Genomic DNA, 12,922 nt, shown 5'->3' with positions numbered 1-12,922 from the left:
TGCAGGACCGGAACACACCGAGCGACGAGGGGACCTGCGTGCTGACGCTGCACCGCGCCGAGCGCGCCGACACCCTGGCGGCCGCCCTCGCCGACCTGCTCGCCGCGCCCCTCGCCGACCCGTTCGCCCGCGAACTCGTCGCCGTCCCCGCCAAGGGGGTCGAGCGGTGGCTGACCCAGCGGCTGTCGACGGTGCTCGGGGGCGCCCGCGGCGACGGCGTCGCCGCCAACATCGACCACCCGTCGCCGGCACGGCTGGTGGACGAGGCGCTGGCCGCCGCCACCGGCCGGGCGGCGGAGGACGACCCGTGGCACCCCGACCGGATGCTGTGGACGCTGCTCGACGTCGTCGACGACTGCCTCGACGAACCGTGGTGCACCGTGCTCGCCCGGCACCTCGGCCGCGACGGCGTCGATCACCGCACCGGCCGTCGCTACGCCACCGCCGCCCACCTGGCCGGCCTGTTCCGCAGCTACTCCACGCAGCGCCCGGAGATGCTCGTCGACTGGGCCGCCGGACGCGACACGGACGGCACCGGCCACGGCCTCGCCGACCACCTCGGGTGGCAGGCACGGCTGTGGCGGCGGCTGCGCGAGCGCATCGGCGACGACAGTCCCGCCGAGCGGCTCACCGCCGCCTGCGCGCGGTTACGCACCGAGCCCGCGCTCGTGGACTGGCCGTCGCGGTTGTCGCTGTTCGGACCCACCCGGCTCACCGTCGCCCAGTGCGCCGTGCTGTCCGCGGTCGCCGCGAACCGCGAGGTGCACCTGTGGATTCCGCATCCCAGCCCGGCCATGTGGGAGGGCCAGGCGGCCGCGGAGCCGGTGCGCCGGCGCGCCGACGACCGCAGCGCCCTCGCGGTGCAGCACCCCCTCCTGGCGAGCCTGGCCCGGGACGTGCGCGAACTGCGCGCGCACCTGGCCGGTCCCGGAGTCGCCGACGTGCACCACCCCGGCCGGCCCGGCCCCGGCACCCTCCTCGGCCGGCTGCAGGACGACCTCCGCGCCGACCGGCCCCCGGCCCGCTCCGCGGCCGCAGACGGCACGATCCGCATCCACGCGTGTCACGGTCCGGCGCGGCAGGTGGAGGTGCTGCGCGAGTGCCTGCTGCACCTGTTCGCGGACGATCCGGGTCTCGAACCACGCGACGTGGTCGTCATGTGCCCGGACGTGGAGACCTACGCGCCGCTCGTGCAGGCCGCCTTCGGCCAGGGCGCCCTCACCCCGCACGACGCTTCCGGACACCCCGGGCACCGGCTGCGGGTGCGTCTCGCCGACCGGGGCCTGCGCCGCACCAATCCGGTGCTGGCGGTCGTGTCGACCCTCGTGGACCTCGCCGACGCGCGGGTGACCGCCAGCGAGGTCCTCGACCTCGCCGCCGCCGCGCCGGTGCGCCGGCGGTTCGGCTTGGTCGACGACGACCTCGAACGGCTGCAGGAGTGGACCGCCGTAGCCGGCGCCCGATGGGGCATCGGCAAGGGGCAGCGAAACACCTTCGGCCTCGGGGACTTCCCGCAGAACACCTTCGGGACGGCGCTGGACCGGATCCTGCTCGGCGCGGCCGCCGACGAGTCGCAGGGCGAGTGGCTCGGGCTCACCCTCCCGCTCGACGACGTCGAGAGCAACGACATCGACCTGACCGGACGGTTCGCCGAATACATCGACCGGCTGACGGTGGCGCTGCACGGCCTGCGCGGCCCGCAACCGGCCGCGCAGTGGGCCGCCGCCCTCGCCCGCGCACTGGACCTGCTGACCGACGTCGAACCCGCCGACGTCTGGCAGCTCGCCCAGGCGCACCGCGAGCTCGCGGCCGCCGTCGAGCACGCCGGGCCGGCGCCGCTGCGGCTCGCCGACGTGCGGGCCATGCTGACGGCCCGGCTCGCGGGGCGGCCGACGCGCGCGAACTTCCGCACCGGTGAACTGACCGTGTGCACGATGGTGCCGATGCGGTCGGTGCCGCACCGGGTCGTGGTCCTGCTCGGCCTCGACGACGAGGTCTTCCCGCGCACCGCGCACATCGACGGCGACGACGTGCTGGCATTGGATCCCTGTCTGGGGGAACGTGATCCGCGCAGCGAGGACCGGCAATTGCTGCTCGACGCCGTCATGTCGGCGGGGGAGAAGCTGCTGCTGTTCTACACCGGCGCGGACCCGGTCACCGGCGCCCGCCGGCCCCCGGCGATCCCGCTCAGCGAGCTGCGCGACGTGGTCGAGACGATGGTCGGTCCCGAGGGCATGGCCGACGTCGTCACCCGGCATCCGCTGCAGCCGTTCGATCCGCGCAACTTCCGGCCCGGCCGCCCGCTGAGCTTCGACCGGGCCGCACTCGCCGGGGCGCGCGCCGCGCAGCATCCGGCGCGGCACCGGCCCGGGCTGCTGGACCGGCCGCTCGCGCCCGTCCCGCGCACCGACGTCGACCTCGCCGACCTCGTCGCGTTCGTCACCCACCCCACCCAGGCGTTCCTGCGGCAGCGGCTCGGGGTGCGGGTGCCCGACCGGGACGAGGACATCGCGGACGCCCTCGACGTCGGCCTCGACCCGCTCGCCCGGTGGGACCTCGGCGACCGCATGCTCGAGGCGCTGCTCGCCGGAACGGACCCCGCGGACTTCCGGGCCGCCGAATGGCGGCGCGGGACACTGCCGCCGTACCGGCTCGGTGAGCTCGCGCTCGACGACGTCGCCGGTACCGTGGACGCCCTGGTGGCGGTGTGCCGGCCGATCTACACGGGACCGGCCGACACCGTCGACGTGAACGTCGACCTCGGCGACGGCCGGCGGCTGACCGGCACGGTCGGCGGGGTCCACGGCACCGTCGTCGCCCGCAGCACCTTCTCCCGGCTGGCGCCGAAGCATCGCCTCACCGCCTGGGTGCACCTGCTCGCCGTCGCCGCGTCGGACCGCCCGGGGCAGTGGCAGGCGATCACCACCGGCCGCGGCCGGTTCCGCAGCACCCCGGCCTGGCGGTCCACGATCAACGCCCCCGCGGACGCGCTCGAGCAGCTCGCCCGGCTCGTGGACCTGCGCGATCGCGGGCTGCACGAGCCGCTGCCGACGGCCACCGCCGCGGCCGCGGAGTACGCCGAGCGGCGTCACCGCGGCGACTCCGTCGAGATGGGCGTCGACGCCGCCGCCCAGGAGTTCGGCTCCACGTACGGCGAACGCACCGACCGGCACATCACCTACCTGTACGGCTCCGGGGTGACGCTGCGGGACCTGACCGCCCTCGCCGCCCGCGACGACGAGCAGGCGTGGCACGGCGAGCCCACCCGGTTCGGCGCCCTTGCGCGTCGCCTGTGGGAACCGTTGCTGTCCAACGAGATCCAGGGGCGTCCGTGACCCGAACCGTGTCGAAGTTCGACCTGCTCGGGGCGCTCCCGACGGGCACCACCGTGCTCGAGGCCAGCGCGGGAACCGGCAAGACCTATGCCATCGTCGGCCTGGCCACCCGGTTCGTCGCCGAGGGGGCGGCGGAGCTGTCGCAGCTGCTGCTGGTGACGTTCAGCCGCGCCGCGACGCAGGAACTGCGCGAACGCACCCGGGACCGGTTCGCCGGCGTCGCGCGGGCGCTGGCCGACCCGGAGGCTGCCCGGCACCACCCCGACGAGCTGATCCGGCACCTCGCCGGCGGCGACGTGGCCACGCACCGGCGGCGGCTGCTGCGGGCCCTGTCCGACTTCGACGCCGCCACCATCGCCACCACGCACGGGTTCTGCCAGCGCATGCTCGACGAGCTCGGTACCGCCGGCGAGCGGGACACCGACGCGGTGCTCGTCGAGGACGTCGACGACCTGACCATCGAGGTCATCGCGGACCTGTACCTGCGCCGGTACGGGCGGGCGGACGCGGCACCGATCTCGCACGCCGAGGCCGCGGAGGCCGCGCGCGCCGCGGTCTTCGATCCCCAGGCCGCCCTCGCCCCCGAGGGTGCCGACGGCACGCCCGCCGGGGAACGCGTCGAGTTCGCCCGGGCCGTGCGGGCCGAGGTCGACCGGCGCAAGCGCCTCGCGGGCCTGCGGGACTACGACGACCAGCTCGCGCTGCTGCACGCGGTGCTGACCGACCCGGAGCACGGCGAGGCCGCGTGCCGCCGCATCGGCTCCCGCTTCCGCGTCGTGCTCGTCGACGAGTTCCAGGACACCGACCCGCTGCAGTGGGAGATCCTGCGCAGCGCGTTCCACCGCCGCACGACCCTCGTCCTCGTCGGCGACCCGAAGCAGGCCATCTACGCGTTCCGCGGTGCCGAGGTGCTGAGCTACCTCGGTGCGATGGAGTTCGCCGACGGCCACCAGGAACTCGTCTGCAACTGGCGCAGCGACGGGAACCTGCTCGCCGCCCTCGACCACCTGTACGGCGGTGCGGCCCTGGGAGATCCGCGGATCGTCGCGCACCGGGTGGAGGCGGCGCAGCCGGCGTCCCGGATCGCCGGGACGGCGCCGCTGCGGCTGCGGCACCTGCCGCGTACCGGGGCCGGCCCGTGCGGCGCCTCCGGTTTCCCGAAGGCCCAGGCGCTGCAGGAACGGGTGGCACGCGACGTCGCGGCCGACGTCGCGGCCCTGCTCGGTGGCGACGTCACCGTCGACCTCGGTGCCGGCGGCCGGTCCGTCGAACCCGGGGACGTCGCGGTTCTGGTGCGCACCAATGCGCAGGTCGCCCTCGTCCACGGTGCGCTCACCGGTGCCGGGATCCCGGCCGTCCTGGCCGGCGGGACGAGTGTCTTCGCGACCCCGGCCGCGCGGGAATGGCTGCGGGTGCTGCAGGCACTCGAACAGCCGCACCGCCCCGACCGGGTGCGGTTGGCCGCTCTGACCTCGTTGATGGGCCGCACCGCCGAGGACATCGATATCCGGGGCGACGAACTCGTCGCCGCGATCGGCACCCTGCTGCGCGAACTGGACGTCGTGTTCGAGCGGTCCGGGTTCGCCGCGCTCTTCGAGCGCCTCGCCGCGTTCTGCGACCTCGAACCGCGCCTGCTGGGATGGCCGGGCGGCGAGCGGGAACTGACCGATCTGCGGCACCTCGCGCAACTGCTCGACGAAACGGCGTCGGCCGAGGCGCTCGGTGTCACCGCGCTGACCCGCTGGCTGACGGAACGGATCGCCGAGGCGGGTACGGCCCGCGCCGACCGCAGCCGCCGCCTCGACAGCGACGCCGCCGCGGTGCAGGTGCTCACCGTCCACGCCAGCAAGGGCCTCGAATTCCCCGTCGTCTACGTGCCGTTCGCGTGGGAGTCGGGCGTGCGGTCGAAACCCGACCGGCTCCTGCTCCACGACGACGACGGTCGCCGCATCCTCGACGTCGGCGGCGAGGGCAGCGCCGGCTACGGCGAGCGCCGCCGGCGCCACGACGAGGAGGTGGCCGGCGAGGAACTGCGCCTGCTCTACGTCGCGTTGACCCGCGCCCGCTGTCACCTGGTGCTGTGGTGGGCTCCGGGGTACAGCACCTCCGGTGCCCCGCTGCACCGCCTGCTCTTCGGCCGCGCGCCGGGCACGTCCGAGATCGCCCACAAGGCGCGCGTGCCCGAGGACCCGATCGTGGCGCAGCAGCTGACCGGGTGGGCCGGCCGGGCCGCCGGAACGGTGTCCGTCGAGGCCGTCGGATCGGCGCCGATCCCCGCCGCCACGTGGGTGCGGGCGCACGAGACCGTCGTGGAGCTCGAGGCCGCCCGCTTCGACCGCGAGCTCGACGACGCCTGGCGGCGCACCTCGTACACCGCCCTCACCGCCGCCGCCCACGACGGGCCGGGCCCGGCCGGCGAGGCCGAACAGCCCGCGAAGACCGACGAACCCGAGGAACCCCCGCTACTGCCGGCCGGCGCGGCGGACGACGGCATCGTGTCCCCGATGAACCCCCTGCCCGGTGGGGCCGTGTTCGGCACCCTCGTGCACGCGGTGCTCGAGGTCGTCGACACCGCGGCCGTCGACCTCGAGGCGGAACTGCTGCGTTGTTGCCGCGACACCGTCGCCGAACAGCTCTCCGACGTCGACCCCGAGGAGCTGGCCGTGGCCCTGCTGCCGGTCCTGCGCACCCCGCTCGCCGGGGGCGCGGGCACGCTCGCCGACATCGCCCCCGCCGACCGGCTCGCCGAACTCGACTTCGAGCTGCCCCTCGCCGGTGGGGACGACCCCGTCGCCACCACCGTCACCCTCGACGGTGTCGCCCGGCTGCTGCGTGCCCACCTGCCCGCCGGCGACCCGTTCGCGTCCTACCCCGATCTCGTGGGCACCCTCGAGCCCACCCCGCTGCGCGGCTACCTCACCGGCAGCATCGATGCGGTGCTGCGGATCCACGGCACCGAGCCGCGGTTCGTGATCGTCGACTACAAGACGAACCGGCTCGGGCCGGAGGAGCTCACCACCGCCCACTACACCCGGAACCGGATGGCCGAGGAGATGCTGCGCGCCCACTACCCGATGCAGGCGCTGCTGTACGCCGTTGCCCTGCACCGGTATCTGCGGTGGCGGCTGCCCGGGTACGACCCGGCCGTGCATCTCGGCGGCGTGCAGTACCTGTTCGTGCGCGGCATGGTCGGTCCGGACACCCCCGCGGGCTGCGGCGTGTTCGACTGGGTGCCGCCGCCCGCCCTCGTCGCCGAACTGTCCGACCTGCTGGCAGGCAAGGAGATCCCGTGACGAACGCCCAGGTGGCCCAGCGCGGCAAGGGGGCCCTGCGGGCCTTCAACGAGGCCGGGGTGCTCGCGGCCGCCGACGTGCACGTCGCGCTGCGGCTGGCCCAGCTGTCCGGGGAGACCGCCGAGGACGTGCACCTCGCGACCGCGCTGGCCGTGCGTGCCGTGCGCGCCGGTTCGGTGTGCCTGGACCTGACCCGGTTGCGGGAGGTCACCGTCGACGAGGCCGCCGAGGTCGATCTCGCGGCGCTGCCGTGGCCGGACGACGACGCCGTCGTCGCCGGGTTGCGGCGCAGTCCCCTCGTCGTCGGGGGCGACCGCGGCCCGCTGCGTCCGCTGCGCCTGGTGGACACCGCCGACGGGCCGCTGCTGTACCTCGACCGCTACTTCCGTCAGGAGGAGACGGTCCGGCAGATCCTCGACGCCCGCGGGCTCGATCATCCCGTCGTCGACGAGCAGACGCTCGAGCGGGGGCTGCGGGAATTGTTCCGGGATCAGCACGACCCCGGCCGCCCGTCCGCCGCACCGGATCGGCAGCGCATCGCCGCGGCGCTGGCTGCCACCGGATGGACCACGGTCATCGCCGGCGGGCCGGGCACCGGCAAGACCCACACCGTCGCCCGGATCCTGGCGCTCCTGACCACGCTGCACGGTCCCGCCCTGCGCATCGGATTGGCCGCACCCACCGGCAAGGCCGCGGCCCGGCTGCAGGAATCCGTCCGGGAGCAGGCCGAGCCGCTGGGCCTGCGCGCCGACCTGTCCGCGATGACCCTGCACCGCATGCTCGGCTGGCAGCGCGGCCGCACCCGGTATCGCTACCACGCCGGCAACCATCTGCCCTACGACGTCGTGGTCGTCGACGAGACGTCGATGGTGTCGCTGACCATGATGTGCCGGCTGCTCGAGGCCGTCCGCTCCGGCACCCGCCTGATCCTGGTGGGCGACCCCGACCAGCTGACCTCCGTCGACGCCGGCGCCGTCCTGGCCGACCTCGTCGCCCGTCCCGTCACCGCCGCGGGGAACCCCGTTCTCGGCCGCGTCGTCGGACCCGACCTCGACGCCGGCGACGACCCCGCGGAGGCGGCGCTCTCGCCGGGGGAACGGAACCGGCTGCGCGGCGGTGTGATCCGGCTCAGCCGCGGCCGGCGGTTCGGTGGTGACATCGCCCACCTGGCCGTCGCCGTGCGGGAGGGCGACGCCGACGCGGTGCTGCGGATCCTCGAGGGCGGGGGCACCGAGGTGTCCTTCCACGCGCCGGATGACCTGGAGGCCCTGCGGCACGACGTCGTCACCACCGCCGCGACCGTCACCGCCGCCGCCGTCGCGGGCGACGCGGCAACCGCGCTCGACCAGTTCGAGACGCACCGCCTGCTGTGCGCGCACCGCGAGGGACCCTACGGGGTGCAGTGGTGGGCGCGGCGGGCGATGGAGTGGATCGCCACCGACACCGGCCGGCGGCTCGACGCCGAGCGCTGGTACCCGGGTCAGCCGCTGCTCGTCACCGCCAACGACCACGAGACCCGCATCTACAACGGCGACACCGGCGTTGTGGTCGTCGACGCAGACGGCGAACCCGTCGCGGCGTTCGCGCGCGGCAAGGAACCGTTCCGGCTCCACCCGAGCCAGCTGTCGGCCGTGCAGACCGTGTACGCGATGACGATCCACCGCAGCCAGGGCAGCCAGTACGGCACGGTCTCGGTGATCCTGCCCCCACCCGAATCCTCTTTGCTGACCCGCGAATTGCTGTACACCGCGATCACCCGGGCGCGCGGTCACGTGCGCCTGATCGGCACCGAGGAAGCCGTCCGCGCCGGGGTCGAGCGGCGGGTGCTGCGGGCCAGCGGTCTGCGCCGGCAGCTGCCGGGCCCTCGCGCCGTCCAGTGATACCAAAGTGGTAGCATCGGACTCGTGGCCATGACACTCCGGTTGACCGAAGAGCAGGAGCGAGCACTTGCGCTGTTGGCGGAGGCCGACGGTGTGAGTAAGCACGAGGCGACGGTGCGTGCCATCACGGAGGCGGCGGCACGGCGCGTGCGCGACACGCGGGTGCAGGCGTTGTCCCGTGACGGCCGGGAGCGATACGCCGCGCTGCTCGACCGATTGGCTCAGTGAACGTCGAGTACCTGGAACTCGAGGATCTGCTCGCGCTTGCGGCGGATCTGGGAGTGCCGCATATTCGCGATCTCGGTCTCCTGGATTCGGCCGCGCACCGACCTCGCTCCTCGCTTTTCGGGCGTGATGCCTATCCGTCGATCCACGAGAAGGCCGCGGTGCTGCTCGAATCGATCGCGCGGAACCATCCGCTGGTCGACGGCAACGAGCGGCTCTCGTGGGTGGCGGTGTTCGTCTTCTACGGCCTCAACGGGCTCGATCTCGATGCGCCGGACGACGACGCGTACGACCTGGTGATCGCCGTCTCTACCGGGATGATCGACTACCGGGCAGCAGCCGAGACACTCGCCGGCTGGACGTAGCGTAGGTCCCCGACGAGCCGTATGAACGGCCGTGCGCCGGAGCGCCGCGTCGGGTCGGAACCCCGGCGGCGACGGGCGCGCGGTGCTCGGCCAGGTGCCGGACGACGTGCCCGGCGTCCGCGCCGGCCCCGCCGACGAGCATCGAGCGGAACGACGACTGGAAGCACAGGCCGGTGAAGTACAGGCCGGGGATGTCGGTCACCACCCCGTGCTCCTCGAGCGGCCAGCCGTCCGGGTCGAGCACCGGCAGATCGATCCAGTCGTAGACCTGACGGAAACCGGTGCACCACAACACGTTCGTCACGTCGAGGACGCGCCCGCCGGCGAGGACCGGGCGGCCGTCGACGACTCCGGTGACCCGTTCGGTGATCCGTTCGACGCCGAGCTCGGCGAGGTCCTCCCGCTTGACCCGCAAAAGCGGTGCGCCGTGGCGGCGTTCGAGTTCACGTACCTTCCGGCCGAGCGGGGTGCGTACGGAGAGCACGTGGCCCCACGCGAACCACACGATCGGGAAGAGCACCCGCATCCGGCGGCTCTCGAGCCGCACCGGGAGCTGTCCCGTGTCGCGGCCGCACAGGATCGTCGGATGTGACGTCGCCACCTCGTAGGCGAGGTCGCCGCCGGAGTGGGAGGCGCCCACCACGAGCACCGGGCCGTCGTTCAGCTGGGCCGGATTGCGGTACTCGCTCGAGTGCAGCTGCACGATCCGCGGGTCCAGCTCGGCCGCGAAGTCCGGGATGCTGGGTGTTCGGCCGAACGTGCCGGTGGCGACGACGACGTTACCGGCCTCGATCCGCATCTCGCCGCAGTCGAGGACGAAGTGGTCGTCCTCGCGCGACAGCCGTCGCACGCGGGTGCCGCCCGTGACGGGGAGATCGAACCGCGCGGCGTACGCCTCGAGATAGTCGGCGACGTCGTCCTTCGTCGGGAAGCGGTGCGGATCGCCGGGGAACGGCATGCCGGGCAGGCCGTCGTATCCGGCGGGGCTGTACAGGCGCAGCGAATCCCAGTGGCTGCGCCAGTTGTCGCCGATCCGCCGGTTCGCGTCGACGATCAGGAAGGGGCGGCCGTGCCGGGCGAGGTGGTAGCCGGCGGACAGACCCGCCTGGCCTGCGCCGATCACGACGGTGTCGATCCGTCGGGGTGCACTGTGGGTGGTCATCGGAACTCCCGGGCTCGAGGGGACTGGACGGATGACGTTAGGCGCCGCCGCCATCGGCCGCGTCGGGCGAAGTATGTAGCCGTCCGCGGACCCCGGATGGGTAGTTCTGTGCAGCTCAGAGCAGGTGGTGCTCGTACGCGTATGCCGTCGCGGCCGCCCGGGACGACACGTCGAGCTTGGTGAAGATGTTGCTCAGGTGCCGCGCCACGGTCTTCTCGCTCAACACGAGCTCACGGGCCACGGCCCGGTTGGTCTTCCCGGTGGCGACGGCCCGCAGCACCTCGACCTCGCGCGGGGTCAGCCGGCCCCGCGCGGCCGGCCGCGTCGGCATTCGCGCGAGGTCCCGCAGGTCCGGCTCGGCGTGCAGGTCCCGGAACGTCGCCGCCGCGGCCTCGTATTCGAGCCGTGCCGTCTCGGCATCGCCGAGCGCGTCACAGCAGCGGCCCTGCAGCACCCGCACCCGCGCGCACTCGTAGGGCGCCTCGAACCCGCGCCAGAGCCCGCACGAGCGGCGCAGCCGGTCGAGCGCGGCGCGCGGTGCGCCCTCGGCGAGCAGGACGGCCCCGGTGACCTGCTCGGCGATCGCGCTCAACGCCGGAGCGTCCTGTTCGCGGGCCAGCGCCGCGAGTTCGTCGGCGCTGTGGCGCGCGGCCGCGACGTCGCCGACGGCGAGCGCGATCTCCACGTGGCCCGCCAGCAGCCGCGGACGATAGAGCGGAAGCGATTCGCCGAGCGCCCGCCGGATCCCGGCGAGCGCCGCGTCGGTGTCGCCCTGACGCAGACGCAACAGCGCCATGCCCGGCTGGATCTCGCGGCCCAGCCGGCCGGCGCGGCGGTAGGCGTCCTCGGCCTCGTCGAACTCGCCGCGCAACCGGTGCAGTTCGCCCTGTTCGTACAGGGCCATGCCGACGGCCGGTTGACCCGGTGGGTCCGACAGCCGCCGGAACGCGAGCCGGGCCAGGTCCATGGCCTCCGTCCAGGCGCCCTCGAGTTGCAGGATCTGCGCGCGGTGTACGAGGCACTGTCCCCGGAACGGGACGAGGCCGGGCTGGGCGTCGCACCAGCGGCCGAGTGCCCGCGTCCATTCCCTGGCCCGCTGCAGCTGGAACGTGCCCTGGCAGGCCTCGATCACCGCGCAGTACACCAGGCCGGCCACGACCGGCGAGACCTCTTCGAGGGTCACGCCGACCATCACCTCGTCCAGCGTGCCGAGACCGCCGGTGACGTCGCCGAGCAGGATGCGGCACTGCCCCATGCCGAGGGTGCTCAGCGCGACGAGGTCGGCGTCGCCGCAGGCTCGGCCGATCGCCTGGGCGGCGGTGAACGTGGGCAGGGCGTCGGCCGGCCGGTTCGCATGCATGTCCTGCACCGCCGCCGGCAGCATCAGGAGGCCGCGTGTCGCGCAGTCCGGGCGTCCGGGCTCGGTCAGGTGCTGGGCCCGGGCGAGCCAGCCGCCGGCGCGCGCCACCTCACCACGGTTCATCAGCAGGAAGCAGAGCCAGAACGCACTGAGTCCGGCCCGCTCGGGGTCGTCGGCGTCGAGATGGGCCGAGAACGCACGTTCGCACAGCGTCGCGCAGTCGTCGTCCCGGCCGACCAGATACGCCGACCGTGCGAACAGGTCGAGGTCGTCGGCGGTGAGGGGCTCGTGCGCGTCGGCGGCGCGGAACGCGTCGAACGCCCGCGTCCAGTCCCGCGCGTGGAACGCTGCCCGCGCGTGGTCGAGCACCGTCGACGGGCCCATCCTCGCTCCCTGCGGCGACCGAACGTGCACCGAGTGGTTGCCTGCGATCCTACGCCCACCGGCCTCCCGGTCCGGGGCGCAGCGGAGGTCAGTCCGGCAGGCCGGGCCGGGTACGGACCGGTGCCAGACCGGAGACGAGGACGACGGCGGTGATCGTTCCGGCGGCCATGATCGCGGCGAGCACCACGATCTGGAAGCGCCCGGCCTCGAGCGGGGACACACCCCCGAAGATCGCGCCGACGAAGGCGCCCGGCAGCGTCACCAGCCCGGTGGTCTTGGTCTGGTCGGTCGACGGGATCAGCGCCGAGTGGACGGCCAGTCGCGTGAGCTCGCGGGTGGACTGCCGTGGCGTCGCACCGAGCGCGAGCCAGCCCTCGACCGTGTCCCAGTTGTCCCCGGTCAGTTCCGTGAAGCGCCGCCCCGCGAGGGTCGCGATGGTCATCGCGTTGCCGACGACGATGCCGCCGATGGCCAGCACGTACCGCGGGGAGAACTCGATGGCGCCGGTGACGAAGACGATCGTGAGCGTCACGGCGATCCCGAGCGCCATCGCACCGGATACGAGGGCCACGTGTCCCGGGCTCCAGCCGATCCGGCGCGACGCGGTGAGAGCCGCCACGGTGAACATGACGAGCAGGGCGGCGCCCACCCAGAGGGGATTCGTGATCACCCCGGACAGGACCACGCTGATCAGGGCCAGTTGCACGGCGCCCCGCAGCACCGCGATCGCCGGCGCGAAGTGGTGCGGGGCGCGGTAGCCCCACAGCACCGCGGTCGTCGTCCCGACGAGCAGTGCCACCCCGACGGCGGTGGGCACCAACTCCAGGGACCAGGTCACCCTCCGGAGGGTATCCGCCGGCGGACGGGGGTGGCCGAATGTGACATGCGTTCGATCAGATCGAAGCGGTGTGACATTCG

At 73.9% G+C, this 12,922-nt stretch carries 8 protein-coding genes; 5 read left to right on the top strand and 3 right to left on the bottom strand.

The annotated features are described in order from the left end of the window. Positions 1–38 precede the first annotated feature (38 nt). The 5 genes from recC to G6038_RS04310 are packed head-to-tail and all read left to right on the top strand — an operon-like array spanning position 39 to position 9,098. Positions 39–3,335: an exodeoxyribonuclease V subunit gamma gene (recC, locus tag G6038_RS04330; protein ID WP_165036091.1), complete on the top strand. Its 3,297-nt coding sequence runs from the start codon at positions 39–41 to the stop codon at positions 3,333–3,335. Next, positions 3,332–6,628 carry a UvrD-helicase domain-containing protein gene (locus tag G6038_RS04325; protein ID WP_346772738.1) on the top strand — a complete coding sequence of 1,099 codons (3,297 nt, stop codon included), beginning with the start codon at positions 3,332–3,334 and terminating at the stop codon, positions 6,626–6,628. The genes recC and G6038_RS04325 overlap by 4 nt, the downstream gene beginning before the upstream one ends. Beyond that, entirely contained in the window at positions 6,625–8,508 is a 1,884-nt protein-coding gene (gene recD, locus G6038_RS04320) for an exodeoxyribonuclease V subunit alpha (protein ID WP_165036089.1), read from the top strand. The genes G6038_RS04325 and recD overlap by 4 nt, the downstream gene beginning before the upstream one ends. 24 nt (positions 8,509–8,532) lie before the next feature. After that, positions 8,533–8,736 (top strand): hypothetical protein, encoded by a 204-nt coding sequence (locus tag G6038_RS04315; protein ID WP_006948033.1) that lies wholly within the window; start codon positions 8,533–8,535, stop codon positions 8,734–8,736. Beyond that, complete coding sequence (locus G6038_RS04310) at positions 8,733–9,098, top strand: type II toxin-antitoxin system death-on-curing family toxin (RefSeq protein ID WP_165036088.1); 366 nt, start codon at positions 8,733–8,735, stop codon at positions 9,096–9,098. Before G6038_RS04315 ends, G6038_RS04310 begins: the two co-directional genes overlap by 4 nt. On the opposite strand, the gene G6038_RS04305 is transcribed toward G6038_RS04310, so the two are convergent. From G6038_RS04305 to G6038_RS04295, 3 genes are all read right to left on the bottom strand, one after another. Beyond that, positions 9,043–10,260 (bottom strand): NAD(P)-binding domain-containing protein, encoded by a 1,218-nt coding sequence (locus tag G6038_RS04305; RefSeq protein ID WP_165036087.1) that lies wholly within the window; start codon positions 10,258–10,260, stop codon positions 9,043–9,045. The two genes, G6038_RS04310 and G6038_RS04305, sit on opposite strands and share 56 nt — an antisense overlap. 115 nt (positions 10,261–10,375) lie before the next feature. Next, positions 10,376–12,004: a helix-turn-helix transcriptional regulator gene (locus tag G6038_RS04300; RefSeq protein WP_165036086.1), complete on the bottom strand. Its 1,629-nt coding sequence runs from the start codon at positions 12,002–12,004 to the stop codon at positions 10,376–10,378. 88 nt (positions 12,005–12,092) lie between these two features. After that, complete coding sequence (locus G6038_RS04295) at positions 12,093–12,842, bottom strand: ABC transporter permease (RefSeq protein ID WP_165036085.1); 750 nt, start codon at positions 12,840–12,842, stop codon at positions 12,093–12,095. Between the last annotated feature and the right edge of the window lie 80 nt (positions 12,843–12,922).

It is taken from the genome of Rhodococcus sp. 14C212 (assembly GCF_011058195.1).
Taxonomy (GTDB): Bacteria; Actinomycetota; Actinomycetes; order Mycobacteriales; family Mycobacteriaceae; genus Rhodococcus; species Rhodococcus aetherivorans.
This window is presented reverse-complemented; position numbering and strand designations above follow the sequence as displayed.

Bases quoted from the DNA above. Each gene is read 5' to 3' on its own strand.
- G6038_RS04305 (WP_165036087.1), bottom strand. From the start codon at position 10,260: ATGACCACCCACAGTGCACCCCGACGGATCGACACCGTCGTGATCGGC.
- G6038_RS04300 (WP_165036086.1), bottom strand. From the start codon at position 12,004: ATGGGCCCGTCGACGGTGCTCGACCACGCGCGGGCAGCGTTCCACGCG.